Annotated in this window: 19 protein-coding genes; 15 read left to right on the forward strand and 4 right to left on the reverse strand. The window is 72.0% G+C overall.

Annotated elements, in window-relative coordinates; genetic code table 11:
• Positions 1-118 precede the first annotated feature (118 nt).
• Positions 119-364 (reverse strand): AbfB domain-containing protein, encoded by a 246-nt coding sequence (locus tag KUM44_RS37765; protein ID WP_308402816.1) that lies wholly within the window; start codon positions 362-364, stop codon positions 119-121.
• Between the two features lie 167 nt (positions 365-531).
• Between KUM44_RS37765 and KUM44_RS37770 the strand changes: the two genes are divergently transcribed.
• Both KUM44_RS37770 and KUM44_RS37775 read left to right on the forward strand, forming a co-directional pair.
• Complete coding sequence (locus tag KUM44_RS37770) at positions 532-1956, forward strand: amidase (RefSeq protein WP_217214281.1); 1425 nt, start codon at positions 532-534, stop codon at positions 1954-1956.
• A 124-nt stretch (positions 1957-2080) separates the two neighbouring features.
• Positions 2081-2527 (forward strand): type II toxin-antitoxin system PemK/MazF family toxin, encoded by a 447-nt coding sequence (locus tag KUM44_RS37775; protein WP_217214282.1) that lies wholly within the window; start codon positions 2081-2083, stop codon positions 2525-2527.
• Here KUM44_RS37775 and KUM44_RS37780 read toward each other — a convergent pair.
• Positions 2512-3351 (reverse strand): TIGR02452 family protein, encoded by an 840-nt coding sequence (locus KUM44_RS37780; protein WP_217214283.1) that lies wholly within the window; start codon positions 3349-3351, stop codon positions 2512-2514. The genes KUM44_RS37775 and KUM44_RS37780 overlap by 16 nt on opposite strands.
• Positions 3352-3648: 297 nt before the next feature.
• Here KUM44_RS37780 and egtA point away from each other — a divergent pair, with 297 nt between their 5' ends.
• From egtA to KUM44_RS37805, 5 genes are all read left to right on the forward strand, one after another.
• Positions 3649-4953: an ergothioneine biosynthesis glutamate--cysteine ligase EgtA gene (gene egtA / locus KUM44_RS37785; protein WP_217214284.1), complete on the forward strand. Its 1305-nt coding sequence runs from the start codon at positions 3649-3651 to the stop codon at positions 4951-4953.
• On the forward strand, positions 4950-6269 hold the full coding sequence (gene egtB, locus KUM44_RS37790; protein WP_217214285.1) for an ergothioneine biosynthesis protein EgtB: 1320 nt from the start codon (positions 4950-4952) through the stop codon (positions 6267-6269). The genes egtA and egtB overlap by 4 nt, the downstream gene beginning before the upstream one ends.
• Complete coding sequence (gene egtC / locus KUM44_RS37795) at positions 6269-7066, forward strand: ergothioneine biosynthesis protein EgtC (protein ID WP_217214286.1); 798 nt, start codon at positions 6269-6271, stop codon at positions 7064-7066. The genes egtB and egtC overlap by 1 nt, the downstream gene beginning before the upstream one ends.
• Entirely contained in the window at positions 7063-8025 is a 963-nt protein-coding gene (egtD, locus tag KUM44_RS37800) for an L-histidine N(alpha)-methyltransferase (RefSeq protein WP_217214287.1), read from the forward strand. The genes egtC and egtD overlap by 4 nt, the downstream gene beginning before the upstream one ends.
• 66 nt (positions 8026-8091) lie before the next feature.
• Positions 8092-8307: a dodecin gene (locus KUM44_RS37805; protein WP_030052884.1), complete on the forward strand. Its 216-nt coding sequence runs from the start codon at positions 8092-8094 to the stop codon at positions 8305-8307.
• Between the two features lie 16 nt (positions 8308-8323).
• On the opposite strand, the gene KUM44_RS37810 is transcribed toward KUM44_RS37805, so the two are convergent.
• Positions 8324-8815, reverse strand: a complete 492-nt coding sequence (locus tag KUM44_RS37810) for a hypothetical protein (protein WP_217214288.1) — start codon at positions 8813-8815, stop codon at positions 8324-8326.
• A 16-nt stretch (positions 8816-8831) separates the two neighbouring features.
• Here KUM44_RS37810 and KUM44_RS37815 point away from each other — a divergent pair, with 16 nt between their 5' ends.
• The 7 genes from KUM44_RS37815 (at position 8832) to KUM44_RS37845 (ending at position 14554) form a co-directional block, all read left to right on the forward strand.
• Complete coding sequence (locus KUM44_RS37815) at positions 8832-9359, forward strand: hypothetical protein (protein WP_254390693.1); 528 nt, start codon at positions 8832-8834, stop codon at positions 9357-9359.
• A gap of 210 nt (positions 9360-9569) precedes the next feature.
• On the forward strand, positions 9570-10019 hold the full coding sequence (locus tag KUM44_RS37820; RefSeq protein WP_217214289.1) for a DUF485 domain-containing protein: 450 nt from the start codon (positions 9570-9572) through the stop codon (positions 10017-10019).
• Positions 10013-11635, forward strand: coding sequence for a cation acetate symporter (locus KUM44_RS37825; RefSeq protein ID WP_217214290.1), 1623 nt, complete (start codon positions 10013-10015; stop codon positions 11633-11635). The genes KUM44_RS37820 and KUM44_RS37825 overlap by 7 nt, the downstream gene beginning before the upstream one ends.
• 14 nt (positions 11636-11649) lie before the next feature.
• Positions 11650-12057, forward strand: a complete 408-nt coding sequence (locus KUM44_RS37830) for a (2Fe-2S) ferredoxin domain-containing protein (protein WP_217214291.1) — start codon at positions 11650-11652, stop codon at positions 12055-12057.
• Between the two features lie 84 nt (positions 12058-12141).
• On the forward strand, positions 12142-12312 hold the full coding sequence (gene rpmF / locus KUM44_RS37835) for a 50S ribosomal protein L32 (RefSeq protein ID WP_062716000.1): 171 nt from the start codon (positions 12142-12144) through the stop codon (positions 12310-12312).
• 6 nt (positions 12313-12318) lie between these two features.
• Positions 12319-13503 (forward strand): GTP-binding protein, encoded by a 1185-nt coding sequence (locus KUM44_RS37840; protein ID WP_217214292.1) that lies wholly within the window; start codon positions 12319-12321, stop codon positions 13501-13503.
• Positions 13504-13555: 52 nt separating this feature from the next.
• Positions 13556-14554: an LLM class flavin-dependent oxidoreductase gene (locus tag KUM44_RS37845; RefSeq protein ID WP_217214293.1), complete on the forward strand. Its 999-nt coding sequence runs from the start codon at positions 13556-13558 to the stop codon at positions 14552-14554.
• Between the two features lie 24 nt (positions 14555-14578).
• Here KUM44_RS37845 and KUM44_RS37850 read toward each other — a convergent pair whose 3' ends face one another.
• Positions 14579-15895, reverse strand: coding sequence for a phytase (locus KUM44_RS37850; RefSeq protein ID WP_217214294.1), 1317 nt, complete (start codon positions 15893-15895; stop codon positions 14579-14581).
• Between the two features lie 168 nt (positions 15896-16063).
• Between KUM44_RS37850 and KUM44_RS37855 the strand changes: the two genes are divergently transcribed.
• Positions 16064-18400 (forward strand): excinuclease ABC subunit UvrA, encoded by a 2337-nt coding sequence (locus KUM44_RS37855; protein WP_217214295.1) that lies wholly within the window; start codon positions 16064-16066, stop codon positions 18398-18400.
• The last annotated feature ends 160 nt before the right edge of the window (positions 18401-18560 follow it).

Below are 18560 nucleotides of genomic sequence, written 5' to 3' on the forward strand. Positions count from 1 at the left end.
CAGGACCTTGATGCTATCGGCCCGCGGAGAGGCTCGGTCTGCCACAGCGCGGCGGAGGCACCGGCAGGAGCCGTTCGCAGAGTGGGCCGCGCTTCCGGGGAATCAGCAGGTGCGCAGGTCAGGCCCAGACTGCCACCGGTGTGAACGAGCTGTCCTGCCTGAAGAGATCCCTCCCGCCGGCCCGTTCCACCCGCAGCTCGTAGTTGCAGTGCCGCAGGTAGTACCCGGGGGAGTTGTACGGAAGCCCTGGTGGCGCAGGTACCTGCCGGAGGAGTCGCGTGCCGGAGGTGTCGTGGCTGCCGCCGTAGCAGCAGGTCCCGTAGCCGTCGTAGAAGATCCGCCGGCCGCCGTTGTCGGGCTGCACCGGCGCGGGACCTTCGCGGTGGCTGCCCCAGCCCGCCCAGTTGCCCGTGCGGGAGATCCTGGGAGAAACCTGCGGTGAACCTCGGAGCCGCACCGGGCGAAACCGTTCCGCCGCCGCACCCAGGAGGTTACCGTTCGGTAGACAATGTCGTCCCGGAGGTGCTCCGTATGACATCCGACCGTGCCGCAGGCCTCGCCGAGTCCGCCCGAGCGCTGGCTGCCGGGGAGGTGACGTCGCGGGGGCTCGTCGCGGAGGCACTGGCGCGGATCGAGGCGACCCAAGGGTCCCTCAACGCCTTCCGGGTGATCCGGGCCGAGGCCGCCCTCGCCGAGGCGAAGGCCGCCGACGCGGAGCTCGCCGCCGGGGCACGCAGGCCGCTGCTGGGCGTGCCGGTCGCGGTGAAGGACGACATGGACGTGGCGGGCGAGCCGACCGCGTTCGGCTGCTGCGGTGAGTTCCCTCCGGTCGCCGAGGACGGCGAGGCGGTACGGAGGCTGCGCGCGGCCGGTGCCGTGATCGTCGGCAAGACCAACACCTGCGAGCTGGGACAGTGGCCGTTCACCGAGGGCCCCGCCTTCGGCGCGACCCGCAATCCATGGCACCCGGACCATACGCCGGGCGGCTCGTCCGGCGGCTCGGCGGCCGCAGTCGCCGCTGGTCTGGTGCCGGCCGCGCTGGGCTCGGACGGCGCCGGTTCGGTGCGGATCCCCGCCTCGTGGACCCATCTGATCGGCATCAAGCCCCAGCGCGGGCGCATCTCCACCTGGCCGCGCGGGGAGTCCTTCCAGGGCATCACCGTCAACGGCACCCTCGCCCGTACGGTGGCCGACGCGGCCCTCCTGCTGGACGCGGCGGCCGGCAACCACGATCTCGACCCGCACCGCCCGCCGGCGGTCAACGCCTCCGAGGCCGTGGGCCGCGATCCCGGACGACTGCGCATCGCACTCTCCCTCAAGCCGCCGTTCACCGCCGTGCCCGCCCGTCTCCAGCCGGAGGTGCGGGCCAGGGTGGTCCGACTCGCCGAGAAACTGGGCGCGTTGGGGCACTTCGTCGAGGAGGCCGATCCGCCGTACGGCCAGATCGGGCTGACCTTCGTCCCGCGCGCGACCGTCGGTATCGCCGAGTGGGCCGGCGACGCGCCCTTCCCCGCCCTGCTCGACCCGCGCACCCGGAGCGCCGCGCGGCTGGGCCGGTTCCTCGGCGGGGCCCCGCTGCGGGCGGCCCGGCGTGCGGAGGCGGTGCTGCACCGGCGTATCGGCGCCTTCTACGAGTCCTACGACGTGATCCTCGCGCCCACAACGGCCGCTCCCCCGCCCCGAGTCGGCGCGATGCTCGAACTCGGCGGTTTCGCCACCGACCGCGCGATGATCGCCGCCTGCCCCTACGCCTGGCCCTGGAACGTGCTGGGCTGGCCCGGCGTCAACGTCCCCGCCGGGTTCGTGGACGGGCTGCCCGTCGGCGCCCAGCTGCTCGGCCCGGCGAACAGCGAGCCGCTGCTGATCTCGCTGGCCGCACAGCTGGAGGCGGATCTGCGCTGGTACGAACTGTGGCCGCCGCAGCAGGGCGAGACCGTACCGGCCCCCGTCGTCTGAGCCGGCGCGGCCAACGGCGGGCAGGCAGGCAGGCCCTGCTCTGTGACGTTGGAGAAGTGAAGCTCCGGGCCTCTTCGGTGCCCCCTCACGCGTGGCTCACGGGGGCAGCCCCTAAGGTGCCCCCGTGAGCACGCTTACCGACGGACACGTCCCGGGTCGCCACGGCCCCACCGCCACCACCGAGGCCGACCCCCGCGCGGTCGGCAAGGTCCGTACCGAGTACTCGCCCGCGCACGACGGCGACCCCGACCCCGGGGAGATCGTCTGGACCTGGGTTCCCTTCGAGGAGAACGACGGCAGAGGAAAGGACCGCCCGGTGCTCGTCGTCGCCCGCGAGCCCGGCGGCACCTTCCTGGCCGTGCAGTTGTCCAGCAAGCGGCACGACGGGAACCGTGAGTGGGTGGCCATCGGCAGCGGGCCGTGGGACCGGACGGGCCGCGACTCCTGGGTGGACGTGGACCGCATCCTGCGCCTGCACGAGCAGGGCATGCGCCGTGAGGCCTGTGCCCTGGACCGGGGGCGGTTCAACCTGGTCAGGCGCCGGCTGCACGAGCGCTACGGCTGGACCTGACGCCGAAGCCGGGGAGACTCCGGGAAGGCCTGCGCGAACGCGGCCCGCACCGGGCTGTCCGGCCTGCGGTCCAGGATGCCGAACACCACGTGCTCGAAGGCCCCGGCGAACCGCCCGCCGGGCGCGAGCAGCGCCCGGAACGCGCCCGCCACCTGGGCCGGATCGTTCTGGAACACTCCGCAGCCCCAGGCTCCCAGCACCAGTCGGCGGTACCCGTGCGCCACGGCCGTCTCCAGCACGCGCTCGGCCCGTGCGGCCAGCGCGTGCGGCAGCTCGGCCGTGCGCTGCGGGGCCGTACGCCGTACGACACCCGCGTTGGGCGCGGCGGCGGTCAGGAACCCGGCCCGGTAAGGCTCGTCCAGCAGGCGGCCTCGGTCGTCGCGGAAGACGGGCACGCCGGGTGAGTGGATGACGCGGTCCGTGTAGAACGGATCGCGGTGGGCGCGGTGGTGGTCGTAGAACGCGCGGGCTTCGAGCAGGCAGGTGTACAGCGCCGAGGCGCGGCACAGGGCCTCCTCCTGGGCCTGGGCGCCGTTCAGGAAACCGCCGCCCGGATTGCGGGCCGAGGCGAAGTTCAGCACGGCTGTGTCGTCGGCGAGCCGGCGGGCCGCCTCCAGGCTGCTCTCGCCGGTGACCTCGAAGAACGTCTCGGCATCGGAGGTCCGCTGCACCGGCACCGGGTCCGGCCCGTACATCCGCGTGCCCTGCCGGGCGGCCTCGACGGCCGCCGCGATCGACACCTCGCGCCCGTCGGACGCGCGGTATGCCCCCGCCGCGACGATCTGCTCCGTCTGCTGTGCGACACCGCGCAGACGCGCGCTCATGGCGCCACCCCCGTGCGCGCCACGAACGCGCTCCGCGCGATCTCCCCCGTCGTGCTCATGCACCGATCCTGGGTGATGCTGGTGCTGCGGTGCAACGGAGTTTCCCGGCCCCGCGGCAGAGCGCGAACGGCCGGGAAATCCCCTGCCAACGCCCGGAGAGGGGAGGTTACCGACCCGGAACGTGCCGGTACGCACCCTTGTGCGAAGCGACGCGAGGGTCTTGGGTGGGACGAGTGTGCCGGCCCGCCCACAAGATCCGGGCCGGGCGGCATCGCGGACTCTCAGGAGGATCCCGACATGTCAGATTCGGTGAGTGACTGTAAGGAGCAGCCTCGCACCGCAGTCACCGAAGCCGAGGTGGAGGCCCTGGTCAGGGGCATCTGCTTCAAGACCGGCCCGCCCCGCACCCTCGGGGTCGAAGTGGAATGGCTCGTCCACGAGCTGCGCGGCCCGCAGCTCCCCGTGACACCCGAACGACTCGAAGCGGCCTACGCCGCACTACGGACCGTGCCCCTGAGGTCGGCGCTCACCGTCGAGCCCGGCGGCCAGCTGGAACTGAGCTCGCCGCCCGCCACCTCGCTGATGGAGTGCATCGGTACCGTCTCCGCCGACCTGGACGCCGCCCGCGCGGTACTGCGCGAGCACGGTCTCGGTCTGGTCGGCCTCGGCAATGATCCCTGGCACTCGCCCCGCCGGTTCCTGCGGCAGCCTCGCTACGACGCCATGGAGGCCTGCCTGGACCGGGCGGGCCCGGCCGGCCGCGCCATGATGTGCACCTCGGCCTCCGTGCAGGTGTGCCTGGACGCCGGACACGAGGAGCCCGGCCCGCTCGGGCACGGACGGCGCTGGTGGCTGGCGCACCAGCTGGGCGCGGTCCTGGTCGCCGCCTTCGCCAACTCCCCGCTGGCCGGGCGGGAGCCCACGGGCTGGCTCTCCACCCGGCAGCTGCTCTGGATGGAGATCGGCGCGGGCCGCGCGGGCGCACCCCCGCTGAACGGTGACCCGCGGGCCACCTGGGCGCGGCATGTGCTGGACGCGCCGGTGATGTGCGTACGGCGGGACGGCGGCCCGTGGGACGTCCCGGACGGGCTGACGTTCCGGGAGTGGACCCGGTCGGGGGTGCCGAGACCGCCTACGCAGGAGGATCTCGACTACCACCTCACGACGCTGTTCCCGCCGGTCAGACCCCGTGGCCATCTGGAGCTGCGCATGATCGACGCACAGCCCGGCGAGGACGGCTGGATCGTGCCGCTGGCCGTGACGACCGCGCTCTTCGACGACCCGGAGGCCGCCGAGACCGCGTACCGAGCCGTGAAGCCGCTGGCCGAGCGCGCGCTGTCGGTGCCCGCGCCGCACAATCCGCTGTGGATCGACGCGGCCCGCTCGGGCCTCACCGACCCCGAGCTGCGCGACGTGGCGGACACCTGCTTCGCGGCGGCGCTGGAGGCGCTGCCCCGGCTGGGGGCCACGACCGAGGTGACGGACGCGGTGGCGGCGTACCGGGACCGCTATGTCGGCCGGGGTCGCTGCCCGGCCGACGACCTGCTGGACGAGCTCTACGGCACGGACCGCACCCTGCACGGGAAGGACGACCGGACATGACCGACCCCGCCCACGACGCCGAGACGCTCCGCGAGCGGGCTCTGACCACCCTGACCACCGCCCGTGCCCGCACCACCCTGCTGACCTCTTGCGTCGAGGACCCCGACCTGACCGCCCAGCACTCGCCGCTGATGTCCCCGCTGGTGTGGGACCTCGCGCACATCGGCAACCAGGAGGAGCAGTGGCTGCTGCGGGCGGTCGCGGGGCGGGAGGCGATGCGTCCCGAGATCGACGGGCTCTACGACGCCTTCGAGCACCCGCGTGCCGAGCGCCCCTCGCTGCCGCTGCTGCCGCCGGCCGAGGCCCGGCACTACGCGTCCGAGGTACGCGGCCGGGTCCTGGACCTGCTGGAGAGCACCGCGTTCCACGGGACGCGGCTGACCGAGGCGGGCTTCGCCTTCGGGATGATCGCCCAGCACGAGCAGCAGCACGACGAGACGATGCTGATCACCCATCAGCTCCGCAAGGGCCCACAAGCCCTGCACGCCCCCGACCCGGAGCCGGCGCCCCTGCTCACGGGACCGTCGGAAGTGCTGGTCCCCGGCGGCCCGTTCACGATGGGCACCTCGACCGAGCCGTGGGCGCTGGACAACGAACGTCCGGCGCACGTGCGCGAGGTACCGCCGTTCCACATCGACACGACCCCGGTGACGAACGCCGCGTACCAGGCGTTCATCGAGGACGGCGGCTACGACGACGACCGCTGGTGGACGCCGGAGGGCTGGGCGCACATCCGGCAGCACTCGATCCACGCCCCGCTGTTCTGGCGCCGGGACGGCAGGCAGTGGCTGCGCCGCCGCTTCGGCGTCACCGAGGTCGTACCGCCGGACGAGCCCGTGCTGCACGTGTGCTGGTACGAGGCCGACGCCTACGCCCGCTGGGCCGGGCGCCGGCTGCCCACCGAGGCCGAGTGGGAGAAGGCCGCCCGCCACGACCCGGCCGGTGACCGCTCGATGCGCTACCCGTGGGGCGACGCCGAGCCCGCGCCGGAGCACGCCAACCTCGGTCAGCGGCATCTGCGGCCGGCCCCGGCAGGCAGCTATCCGGAGGGCGAATCACCGCTCGGTGTACGGCAGTTGATCGGCGACGTGTGGGAGTGGACGGCGAGCGACTTCCTGCCGTACCCCGGGTTCCAGGCGTTCCCGTACAAGGAGTACTCGGAGGTGTTCTTCGGACCCGAGCACAAGGTGCTGCGCGGCGGTTCGTTCGCCGTGGACGCGGTGGCGTGCCGGGGCACCTTCCGCAACTGGGACTATCCGATACGTCGGCAGATCTTCTCCGGCTTCCGCACGGCCCGCTCCGCGGGGGAGGCCTGATGTGCCGTCATGTGGCTTATGTGGGCCCCGGGGAGCCGCTCGGCAAGCTCCTCGTGGAGCCCCCGCACGCCCTGTACCGCCAGTCGTGGGCTCCTCGGCGCCAGCGGCACGGGACCGTCAACGCCGATGGGTTCGGGGTCGGTTGGTACGCCGAGGGGGACCCGGTGCCGGCGCGGTACCGCCGGGCCGGGCCCGTCTGGGCGGATCTGTCCTTCGCCGATCTGGCCCGGGTGGTGCGGTCCACCGCGCTGCTCGCCGCCGTACGGGACGCGACGCTGTCGGGCGCCGACGCCGAGGCCGCGGCGGCGCCGTTCGCCGCGGGGCCCTGGCTGTTCAGCCACAACGGCGCCGTGAAGGGCTGGCCGGACTCGCTCGCGCCGCTCGTGCCGACGCTTCCCGCGGTGGATGTGCTGTCGATGGAGGCCCGCAACGACTCGGCGCTCGTCTGGGCGCTGGTCCTCGCGCGGCTGCGCGGCGGCGACGACGAGGGCCAGGCCCTGGCCGACACTGTTCTGGAGGTCGCCGAGGCGGCTCCCGGCTCCCGGCTGAACCTGCTGCTCACCAACGGCGAGACGATCACCGCGACCGCCTGGGGCGACACGCTCTGGTATCTGGCCCGGCCCGGCGGCGGCACCGTCGTGGCCTCCGAGCCCTACGACGACGATCCGCACTGGCAGGAGATCCCCGACCACACCCTCCTCGCGGCAAGCGGCACCGATGTGCTGCTCACCCCGCTGAAGGACCCCAGCGACGCCCTGCCACCCGCACCTGCACGACCGGAGGAGCCCCGCACGTGAGTCCGTTCCTTGTCACCCGCACCCTGCCCGAGGACGCCACCGACGCCGCACTGCGCGCCGACGTCCTCATGGGCCTGACGAGCACGCCGAAGACGCTGCCGCCGAAGTGGTTCTACGACGCGCAGGGCAGCGAACTCTTCGAGAAGATCACCGAGTTGCCCGAGTACTACCCGACGCGTGCCGAGCGCGAGATCCTCGTCGGCCGGGCCGGCGAGATCGCCGCGGCCACCGGCGCCCGCACCCTGGTCGAGCTGGGCTCCGGCTCCTCGGAGAAGACGCGGTACGTCATCGACGCGCTGACCGGGCTGCACACGTACGTCCCCGTCGACGTCAGCGAGAGCGCGCTCACCCAGGCTGGACAGGCGCTGATCGGGGAACGGCCCGAGCTGGACGTGCACGCCCTGATCGCCGACTTCACCGGTGGGCTGGTCCTGCCGGACACGCCGGGTCCCCGGCTGGTGGCGTTCCTCGGCGGCACGCTCGGCAATCTGCTGCCGGCCGAGCGCGCCGCGTTCCTCGCCTCCGTCCGCGCCCTGCTCTCCCCCGGTGACGCGCTGCTGCTCGGCACGGACCTGGTGAAGGAGGAGCGGGTCCTGGTGGAGGCGTACGACGACGCGGCGGGGGTGACGGCAGCGTTCAACAAGAACGTACTGACCGTGATCAACCGCGAGTTGGGCGCCGACTTCGATCCGGGCGCGTTCGAGCACGTGGCGCTCTGGGACACGGACAACGAGTGGATCGAGATGCGGCTGCGCTCGCGTACGGCGCAGACGGTGAAGGTGCCCGCGCTCGATCTCGCCGTCCACTTCGCGGCGGGCGAGGAGATGCGTACCGAGGTGTCGGCGAAGTTCCGCAGGGACGGTGTCCGCGCGGAACTGTCGGCGGCCGGGCTGGAGCCGGCGCACTGGTGGACGGACGGTGGGGGCCGGTTCGCGCTGTCACTGAGCGTGGCGCGGTGACGGACGGCTCGCGCGTTGCCCCGCCTTGGGGCACCGTGGAGTGACGCGTGTGAGAGGAGCACCCACATGTCGAACCACACCTACCGGGTCACCGATATCGTCGGCACCTCGCCGGAGGGCGTGGACCAGGCCATCCGCAACGGTATCGAGCGCGCTTCACAGACCCTGCGCAACCTGGACTGGTTCGAGGTGACCGAGGTGCGCGGCCAGCTCGAAGAGGGGCAGATCGCGCACTGGCAGGTGACCATGAAGGTCGGCTTCCGCCTGGACGACGCCGGCTAGCACGCCGGTACGGCCCTCAGGTCCGCCCCTCCCGCTCCTGCGCCTCCTTCAGCGCGGCGGACGGGGCGGTCCAGCGGGCCCGTACGACGGTGAAACCGGCCCGTTCGGCGTCCTCGCAGACCAGTTCGTCGTCGTCCACCAGGACCCGGATCTCCCGGGTGCGGGCGAGGCGGCGCAGGATCTCCAGCTTGGTGCGCCGGGCGGGCCGTCGGTCGTCGTTGCGCCGCATGTACACACGCCCCTCCGGCAGCCCCTGCGCGGTGAGCCACTCCAGTGTGTCCCGCCGACAGCGCTCGGGCCGCCCGGTCAGATAGCGGATCTCGCACTCCTTCGCGCTCTCCAGCACCAGCGCGATGCCCTCCGCGAGAGGCGGGTCCTGCGGCGCGGCCGCGAAGAAGCCGTTCCAGTCACGTGGCTTGCCTTCGAGGAAGTGCTGCCGGTGCGCCGTGTCGGCGAGGGTGTTGTCCAGGTCGAACACGGCGAGCGGGCGTGTGCTGTCGTCGGTCACACCTTCACCCTAGGCCGTGTCCGACCCCGCACCCCGGCAACCCCCGCACGCCGGGCGGCCACTGCTGTGGGGTAGTGGCGACCGACGGGAGCGACTCGGCGCCGGGCACCCTGGACCAGCCCACGACGACTACGAATCCGGTTTCCAGCTCCAGGGTTCCTACAGCGGTGACCAGATCCTGAACCTGGACGGTTACGGCAACCGCGACCCGCGCGAGAACGGCGAGAGCGCCGACGGACTGGCCGTCAAGGAGGGCAGCGGAACCGGCAATGTGGTGCGGGGCGCCCGATTGTCGAACAGCGTGGACGTCGGGTTCGACGCGTGGAAGTTCGCCTCGCCGATTCTGATCGAGAACACGATCGCGTACGGCGTCACGGACAACGGCAATCCCGGCGTGCAGACCCTCACCCCCAACACGACCTGGGTCAACGCCGGTACCGTGCGGCGGCCGTCGGCCCGGGGACGACGGCCGACGGCAACTCCTGGAACCAGGGCGGGACTTGGAACGCGGCGTCGGTGCTCAGCACCGACCCGGGCGCCTTGACGGTCCCGCGCTCGTCTCGTTTGAGACAGCCCGGCCGGAAAAGATGGTCCGGACCATTTCCCGGAGCACGGTAATTCACCCCTACGGTTGATTATTCAAAGAGCCCGCTGACATACTCCGGCTTCCGGCTTTCGCCGTCACCGCATCCGTCCCCCCACCGGCCCGCACTCACAAGTGTGTTCGGCATGACGCAGCAAAGAAGGTGCGCCTGTGCCCGATTTTTCACCATGGCACGACAATTCGCTCACATACAGCCCGCCGAATAGCGAACCCGCGCCCTCGCGGCGCATATCCGAAGACCCCGAATTTCACTCCTTGCGCCGCACCCAACGCCGCTTCGGGGTCCGCGCGACGCTCCTCTCGGCAGGCGGCTTCCTCCTGTACGTCCTGGTGTCACACTCCTTTCCCGGCCTGATGAACCAGCGTCTGCTCGGGAACCTCACGCTCGGCCTCGCCCTGGGACTCGGGCAGTTCGTCGTGATGGGCGTGACCGCCTGGTGCTACGTCCGCCACATGCGCACGCGGGTCGACCCGCTGGCCCGCGGCCTGGAATCACGGCTGCACCAGCACGAAGCCAACTCGCTCCGCACCGCCGCGCCGAACGCCGAGGCCGGTCAGGCCTTCCGGCCGGGCAGTTCCAGGGGGTTCCGCACGTGGTGACCGTGTCCGAAGGCATAGTCGACAGGTTCAGCCTGAACCTGACGTTCGTGCTGTTCCTGTCCGTGGTCGTGGTCACCCTGTTCATGGCGCTGCTGACGGCCCCTCAGCGCGACGAGATCAGCGAGTTCTACCTCGGCAACCGCACCATGTCCCCGCTGCGCAACGGCCTCGCCATGTGCGGCGACTACCTGTCGGCCGCGACCCTGCTGGGCAGCACCGGACTGGTCGCCCTGACCGGGTACGACGGGCTGCTGTACCTCGGCGGCACGGTCGTCGCCTGGATGATGGTGCTGCTCCTCGTCGCCGAACCCCTGCGCCGCGCGGGCAAGTACACCCTCGGCGACACCCTCGCCCTGCGCCTGACCCGGCTGCAACGGCCGGCCAGACTCGCCCTGTCCGTGTGCACCCTCGCCATCACCACCCTGTATCTGGTGGCCCAACTCGTCGGCAGCATGGCCCTGTTGACCCAGTTCACCGGTGAGCCCAGCGCCGCGACCCGCACCCTGTGCGTGATCGTGATCGGCACCATCGTCATCGTCTACGCCGCCATCGGCGGCGCGCCCGGCGCCACGGTCATCCAGATCATCAAGGCCGTGATGCTCATCGCGGGCGTGACGGTCACCGCGATCATGGTGCTGCACCACTACGACTGGAACCCGGGCGCCCTGCTCTCCGCCGCCGCGAACCACAGCGGCACCGGCACCCAGTTCCTCGAACCCGGACTGCGCTACGGCGTCAGCACCACCAGCAAGCTCGACTTCTTCAGCCTGGAACTGGCGATCGTCCTGGGCCTGGCCGCACTCCCCCACGTCCTGATGCGCCTGCTCGCCCCCCGCAAGGTCGACGTCCTGCGCTCCTCCCTCGTGTGGGCGGTCGGCCTGGTCGGCCTGGTCTGCCTCGCGGCCGGCATCCTGGGCCTCGGCGCCACGGCCGTCGTCGGCCGCGAGACCATCGCGGAGACGGACCACAAGGGCGACTCCGCCGTCCTGCTTCTCGCCAACGCGCTCGGCGGCGGCATCCTCACCGCCCTGCTGTCCTGCCTCGCCTTCGTCACCCTGCTCGCCGTCGCGGCCGGCCTCACCCTCGCCGCCGCCTCGTCCCTCGCCCACGACCTGTACGGCGAGGTGATCCGCAAGGGCCGCGCGAGCGAGACCGAGGAACTGATGGTGGCCCGGCTGTCCGCCGCCGTCATCGGCGTCCTCGCCATGATGCTGGCGCTGATCTCCTGGGGCGCCAACACCGCGACGCTCGCCTTCCTCGCCTTCGCCATCGCGGCGTCCGCGATCCTGCCGACGATCATGTACACCCTCTTCTGGCGCCGCTTCACCGGCGAGGGAGCACTGCTCAGCCTCTGGGGCGGCCTGGTCTGCTCGGTCCTGCTGGTGCTGTTCTCCCCCGTGGTCTCCTCCACGTCGGCCTCGTTCTACCCGGACGCCGACTTCGCCTGGTTCCCGCTCCAGAACCCCGGCATCGTCTCCATCCCGGCGGGCTTCTTCCTCGGCTGGCTCGGCACGGTGCTGAGCGAGCGGCAGGGCCGGGCGCCCCAGGAAGACGCCGCCTACGAGGAGTTCGAGGTCCGGATGCTGGTGGGCGCCAACGAGGGCACCAACGAGTAGGACATGCTTTCGTCATGTCTACTCGTACGTTCCTGATCGGCGCCGCCCGTGAGCGCCCGTGCACCGTCGTCGTCTGCCGGGGCTGTTGCTGCGGTGACCCCCGCAAGCACCCCGGCACCGACCACGCCTGGCAGCTGGAGCGGCTGCGCACCGCCGGGGCGGAGCAAGGTTTCCAGGTCCGTACCACCGACTGCCTCGGCCCCTGCGACCAGGCCAACGTGATCGTCGTCCAGCCGTCGGCCGCGGGACGCCGGGCCGGCGGCCGGGCCACCTGGGTGGGGTTCGCGATGGAAGACGACTCCACGGAGGAGATCGTGCGGTGGGCGGCGGCGGGCGGACCGGGCCTCGCCCAGCCGCCCGTCACCCTTGAGCTCCAGTTCATCCAGCCGCCGCGGGACGCCCGGGTGCGCTCCCGCCGCTGACTTCGCGGCCGGAGAACGGGCAATTGTTAATGGGATCCGTTTTCATGTAGCGTCCTCGGTGTTCACCCACCGAGGAGGTCCGTCATGGCTGTCCCCAAGCGGAAGATGTCCCGCAGCAACACCCGCCACCGCCGCGCCCAGTGGAAGGCGAGCACACCGCAGCTCGTGCCTGTCACCGTCGACGGCGTCAGCCACCTCGTGCCGCAGCACCTGGTGAAGGCGTATGAGCGCGGGCTGCTGCGCCCCGAGGGCTGACCGCAGATGCCCTACGACCGCCGCCTGCCCGTCACCGTCCTGTCCGGCTTCCTCGGGGCCGGCAAGACGACCCTGCTCAACCATGTCCTCGGCAACCGCGAGGGACTGCGTGTGGCGGTCATCGTCAACGACATGAGCGAGGTCAACATCGACGCCGCGCTCGTGCGCGGCGGCGAGGCCGCGCTGTCGCGGACCGAGGAGCGCCTGGTCGAGATGACCAACGGCTGCATCTGCTGCACCCTGCGCGACGACCTGCTGGAGGAGGTCGACCGGCTCGCGCGTGAAGGCCGCTTCGACCATCTCCTCATCGAGTCGTCCGGCATCTCCGAACCCATGCCGGTCGCGGCCACCTTCGCCTTCGCCCGCGACGACGGCGCCACCCTCGGTGACCTCGCCCTCCTGGACACCATGGTCACGGTCGTCGACGCCGCCAATTTCCTTACCGAGCTGGACAGCGGCGACGAGCTCGTCGAGCGCGGCCTCGACCAGTACGAGGAGGACGAGCGCACCGTCAGCGATCTCCTCGTCGACCAGGTCGAGTTCGCGGACGTCATCGTGCTCAACAAGCTCGACCTGGTGGACGCCGTGACGGCGGACCGGCTGCGGGCCGCGCTCGGCCGGCTCAACCCCGCCGCGCGGATCGTCGACGCCGTGCAGGGACGGGTGGCGCTCCACGATGTGCTCGGCACGCGGCTGTTCGACCTGGAGCGGGCCCAGCAGGCGCCGGGCTGGGTGCGGGAGCTGAACGGCGACCACGTGCCGGAGACCGAGGAGTACGGCATCTCGTCCACGGTGTTCCGCGCCGAGGCGCCCTTCCACCCCGGGCGGCTGTGGACCTTCGTCACGGAGGAGCTCGACAGCGGCACGTACGGGAAGGTGCTGCGCTCCAAGGGGTTCTTCACCCTGGCCAGCCGCCCGAACGTGACAGGGCTGTGGTCGCAGGCCGGTTCCGTCGCCCGCTTCGAGCCCAGCGCCGCACGGGACGCCGACACGCCGTACGCCCAGGAGCTGGTCTTCATCGGCACGCACCTGCGGGCGCCGGCACTCCGGGCCGCCCTGGCGCGGTGCCTGATGGCGGACGGCGAGGGCCTCGCGGGCGACGACCCGTTCCCGTCCTGGGACACCTACGGCATCGACGACGCCTGCGACCACGAGCAGGCGGCGGCCCCGCTCCAGGTGCCCGCTCACTGAGTTCCCCGGGGCACCTGAGGAATCCTGCGGGCTCCCCGGTGTTGAACCCTGTATGAGCTCCGTGATCGCCTCGGCCCGCTTCTCCGTCCTCGACCGCTCCCGCACCCGGGAGGGCCATACGAACGCCGAGGCGCTGCGCGACACGGTGACCCTGGCCCGGGAGCTGGAGCAGCTGGGCTACCACCGCCTCTGGGTCTCGGAACACCACGGCGTCCCTGGCGTCGCGGGTTCCGCGCCGACCGTACTGGCCGCCGCAGTCGCGTCCGCGACCCGCACCATCCGGGTCGGGACCGGCGGCGTGATGCTGCCCAACCACCAACCGCTGGTCGTGGCCGAGCAGTTCGGGGTGCTGGAGTCCCTGTTCCCGGGTCGTATCGACATGGGGCTGGGGCGTTCGGTCGGCTTCACCGACGGGGTGCGCCGGGCGCTCGGGCGGGACAAGGGGGACGCGGAGGACTTCGCGGCGCAGATCCAGGAGCTGCTCGGCTGGTTCCGGGGCACCTCGCCCACGGGGGTGCACGCGCGTCCCGCCGAGGGGCTGGCGGTACCGCCGTTCGTGCTGGCCATGGGCGAGGGAGCGGACATCGCCGCCCGCGCCGGGCTGCCGATGGTCATCGGTGATCTCCGGAACAGGGAGAAGATGCAGCGCGGGATCGATCACTACCGCCGGCACTTCCGGCCCTCCCCCTGGGCGCGCGAGCCGTACGTCGTGATCTCCGGCTCCGTCGCGGTGGCCGCCACACCCGAGGAGGCCCGCCGGCTGCTCGTGCCGGAGGCCTGGTCGATGGCCCACTCGCGCACGCACGGAACCTTCCCGCCGCTGCCGCCCGCCGAGCGCGTCGAGACACTCACCATGACCGACCGGGAACGCGGCTTCTACGAGGGCGGCCTCACCGGGCACATCGCGGGCACCGAGGAGCAGGTGGCGCACGAGCTGGAGACGGTGCTGAAGGAAACGGGGGCGCAGGAGGTGCTGGTCACGACCAGTACGTACGACCGTGCGGCGCTGCTGGACTCGTACCGCAGGCTCGCCCGGATCGCAGGCGTCTGATCCGGGCGAGCCGTCGGCTGCGGGTCAGTCCGACTCGCGCGGGTCGAAGGACCCGGTGTCGATCGTCAGCGGCTTCGGGAAGGCCCCGGCCACCGACTCCCAGCCCGTGAACTTGAAGTTGGTGCCCTCCCGGTCGCCGTCCGCCGGCGTGGCCTCGCCGTCGTGGGTGACGAGCAGGCCCTTGGGGAAGGACCGGCCGAGCGGGACGTTGACCACGGTGGCACCGTCGGAGTGCTGCACCCCGTCGGTGGCGGCACTGTCGGTGACGGCGAAGGAGCCGAGGTAGGCGTTGGAGCCCTGGCGCTCGTACACGGCGAAGGTGTTGTCGCCCTGGCTGGAGGCGAGCAGGTAGCCCTTGCCGTCGGCGGCGTGGTAGATCGTGGTGCCCTCGGCGTCGGCGCTCAGGTGCTCACCGCCGAAGCCGGGGTCGCCCGCCGTGTCGATGACGCACTCCTCTTCCTCGGCGTCGTACGTCCACGGCGTGCCGTACTCCCGCACCCGGTCGATCAGCTCGGGCCGGCCGAACTCCTCGTCGTCCAGGTCGATCCGCCACAGCCCGACGTCCTCCTGGGCCGCGTACAGGACGTGCTCCTCCTGGTCGACGACCATGCCCTCGACCTGCGCGTGGTCGCCGGGGTCGGCGCACGGCGTCCAGCTCTTGCCGTTCGGCAGGGTGAAGGAACCGGGCAGATCGAGGGTGTCCTCGGTCTTGTAGCCGACGCGGCCGCCTCGATCCTCCAGTTGCAGCAGCCGTACCCGCGTCTCGGAGCGGCGCGACACCGCCACGTACGCGTTGTCGTCGTCGCTGAAGGCGGCCAGGCCGTAGGCGGTGCGCTGGTCGTCCACCTCGGTCTCGCTCGCGGAGAAGACCGGTGCGGCGTTCGCCGCCGTCACGTCCTTCAGCGGAGGCCTGCCCGCCGCCACCGCGGCCGGGTCGATGGCGTAGGCCCGTACCCGGTCCCGGCCGCGGTCGCTGACCAGCGCCAGGTCGGTCTTCCTGCCGTCCAGTTCGAAGCCGTACACGACATCGACGTTGTTGAAGCGGCCCGCCGCGGCGTTTTCGCCGGGCGCGGCGGGCGCGGCGATGTGCTGCAAGCGCGTGCCGTCGAGGCCGTAGACGTCGAGGCCCGCCTCCTTGAGCGTGGCGATCACGAGGCTGCGGCCCGGGTCGCGGGGGTCGACCCAGACGGCCGGGTCGTCGGCGTCGGCGTTCCCGCCCGCCTCGTCGTCGTACACGGCAGGCGTCTCGACGCGTGCGGACACGGAGACCGGCTGCGGGGCGGCGGCGCCCGTGACCATCAGCAGCGCGGCGGTGAGACTGCTCAGAGCTGAAGCGCTCACGATGCTCCTCGGTAGGAAAAGAGACTGGTGAGACGCTATGGGCGGCCGGTGTGGGTGAGCCGACCGTCTCGTGAACTTCAGATGGCTCGTACGGACGTGCGTCCCGTTCGCATAGAATCGCGGGGTTTGCCCACGCCCGTGCCGCCTATGTCCCGGAGCCCTTGCGCCATGCACTCCCCGCACGACCCCTACGTCCGTGTCCGTGGCGCCCGCGAGCACAACCTCAAGGGCGTGGATGTCGACATTCCGCGGGATGCGCTGGCCGTGTTCACGGGGGTGTCCGGGTCCGGGAAGTCGTCGCTCGCCTTCGGCACCATCTACGCCGAGGCCCAGCGCCGCTACTTCGAGTCCGTCGCGCCGTACGCGCGCAGGCTGATCCACCAGGTCGGCGCGCCGAAGGTGGGCGAGATCAGCGGACTTCCGCCCGCCGTGTCCCTCCAGCAGCGCCGATCGGCGCCGACGTCCCGCTCGTCCGTCGGCACGGTCACCAATCTGTCCAACTCCCTTCGGATGCTGTACTCCCGGGCGGGCGACTACCCGCCCGGCGCCGAGCGACTCGACTCGGACGCCTTCTCGCCGAACACCGCGGCGGGGGCGTGCCCGAAGTGCCACGGGCTCGGGCAAGTGCACCGTACGACCGAGGAGTTGCTGGTCCCCGATCCGGCGCTGTCGATCCGGGAGGGCGCGATCGCCGCGTGGCCGGGCGCCTGGCAGGGCAAGAACCTGCGGGACATCCTCGACGCGCTCGGCCACGACGTCGACCGGCCCTGGCGCGAACTGCCCGCCGAGCAGCGCGAGTGGATCCTCTTCACCGAAGAGCAGCCGGTCGTCACCGTCCACCCGGTGCGCGACGCCGACCGCATCCAACGGCCGTACCAGGGCACGTACATGAGCGCCCACCGGTACGTCATGAAGACATTCTCCGACTCCAAGAGCCCGACGCTCCGGGCGAGGGCGGAGCGGTTCCTCGCCACCGCGCCCTGCCCGGCGTGCGGCGGCAGCAGGCTGCGGCCCGAGGCGCTGGCGGTGACCTTCGCCGGCCGGACGATCGCCGCGCTGGCCGCGCTGCCGCTCGCCGAGCTGGCGGGCACCCTGGACGGCGAAGCCTCGTCGGAGACGGCCCGTGTGCTCACCGAGGACCTCAAGTCCCGTATCGCACCGGTCGTCGAGCTCGGCCTCGGCTACCTCAGCCTCGACCGGGCCACGCCCACGCTCTCGGCGGGCGAACTACAGCGCCTGCGGCTCGCGACCCAGCTGCGGTCCGGACTCTTCGGTGTCGTGTACGTCCTCGACGAGCCGTCCGCGGGACTGCACCCGGCGGACACCGAGGCGCTGCTGACGGTGCTGGCGCGGCTGAAGGCGGCCGGGAACACGGTGTTCGTCGTCGAGCACCACCTCGACGTCATGCGCGGCGCCGACTGGCTGGTCGACGTGGGGCCGCGTGCGGGTGAGCACGGCGGGGAGGTGCTGCACAGCGGGCCGGTGGCGGAGCTGGCGAGGGTCGCGGAGTCGGCCACCGCGCGCTTCCTGTTCGACGACTCCCCCGCCGCCGTACGCCAAGTGCGCGCCCCGCACGGCCAGTTGAAGGTCGGCCCCATCACCCGGCACAACCTGCGCGGGGTGACCGCCGAGTTCCCGCTCGGCGCGTTCACAGCCGTCACCGGTGTCTCCGGCTCGGGCAAGTCCACGCTCATCGGCGAGATCACCGAGGACCTGGAAGGGGTCGGGCGGCTGGTCTCGGTCGACCAGAGGCCGATCGGCCGCACCCCGCGTTCCAACCTCGCGACCTACACCGGCCTCTTCGACGTCGTACGCAAGGTGTTCGCGGCCACCGACGAGGCACGGGAGCGCGGTTACGGCGTCGGGCGCTTCTCCTTCAATGTCGCGGGAGGTCGCTGCGAGACCTGCCAGGGCGAGGGGTTCGTCAGCGTCGAGCTGTTGTTCCTGCCGAGCACGTACGCCCCGTGCCCGGACTGCGGCGGGGCGCGCTACAACCCCGAGACGCTCCAGGTGGCGTACGGGGGACGGAACATCGCGCAGGTGCTGGACCTCACGGTGGAGGCGGCCGCGGAGTTCTTCGCGGACACCCCGGCCGTGGCCCGCAGCCTCGCCACCCTGCTGGACGTCGGCCTCGGCTATCTGCGGCTCGGGCAGCCCGCGACCGAGCTGTCCGGCGGCGAGGCCCAGCGCATCAAGCTGGCGAGCGAGTTGCAGCGCGCCCGTCGCGGCCACACCCTGTACCTCCTCGACGAGCCGACGACCGGCCTCCACCCGGCCGACGTGGAGGTCCTGATGCGCCAGCTGCACGGGCTCGTCGACGCCGGGCACACCGTGGTCGTGGTCGAGCACGACATGTCCGTCGTCGCGGGCGCGGACTGGGTGATCGACCTGGGGCCGGGCGGCGGGGACGCGGGCGGACGGATCGTGGCGGCGGGCCGGCCGGCGGAGGTGGCGCGCACTGAGGGGAGCGCCACGGCGCCGTATCTGGCTCGTGCGGTGCCCTGATCCGACGGGCGCGATGCCCTGAAAAGCCCTTGAGAGCCGGGCACTTGCGGCTCGTAGAATCGCCGCGTGCGTTGATCCTCCGCGCGGCGGCGCGTGCCGTCGCGGACCGTGCGGGCGCCCGGACGTTCCGTGGCCGCCCCGGCAGGCATACCCGTCACCG

Origin of the sequence: Streptomyces sp. AC550_RSS872, assembly GCF_019049285.1 — a bacterium.
Classification (GTDB): Bacteria; Actinomycetota; Actinomycetes; order Streptomycetales; family Streptomycetaceae; genus Streptomyces.

Bases quoted from the DNA above. Each gene is read 5' to 3' on its own strand.
- egtA (WP_217214284.1), top strand. From the start codon at position 3,649: ATGTCAGATTCGGTGAGTGACTGTAAGGAGCAGCCTCGCACCGCAGTC.
- egtB (WP_217214285.1), top strand. From the start codon at position 4,950: ATGACCGACCCCGCCCACGACGCCGAGACGCTCCGCGAGCGGGCTCTG.
- KUM44_RS37845 (WP_217214293.1), top strand. From the start codon at position 13,556: ATGAGCTCCGTGATCGCCTCGGCCCGCTTCTCCGTCCTCGACCGCTCC.
- KUM44_RS37780 (WP_217214283.1), bottom strand. From the start codon at position 3,351: ATGAGCGCGCGTCTGCGCGGTGTCGCACAGCAGACGGAGCAGATCGTC.
- KUM44_RS37805 (WP_030052884.1), top strand. From the start codon at position 8,092: ATGTCGAACCACACCTACCGGGTCACCGATATCGTCGGCACCTCGCCG.
- rpmF (WP_062716000.1), top strand. From the start codon at position 12,142: ATGGCTGTCCCCAAGCGGAAGATGTCCCGCAGCAACACCCGCCACCGC.
- KUM44_RS37830 (WP_217214291.1), top strand. From the start codon at position 11,650: ATGTCTACTCGTACGTTCCTGATCGGCGCCGCCCGTGAGCGCCCGTGC.
- KUM44_RS37840 (WP_217214292.1), top strand. From the start codon at position 12,319: ATGCCCTACGACCGCCGCCTGCCCGTCACCGTCCTGTCCGGCTTCCTC.
- KUM44_RS37770 (WP_217214281.1), top strand. From the start codon at position 532: ATGACATCCGACCGTGCCGCAGGCCTCGCCGAGTCCGCCCGAGCGCTG.
- KUM44_RS37855 (WP_217214295.1), top strand. From the start codon at position 16,064: ATGCACTCCCCGCACGACCCCTACGTCCGTGTCCGTGGCGCCCGCGAG.
- egtC (WP_217214286.1), top strand. From the start codon at position 6,269: ATGTGCCGTCATGTGGCTTATGTGGGCCCCGGGGAGCCGCTCGGCAAG.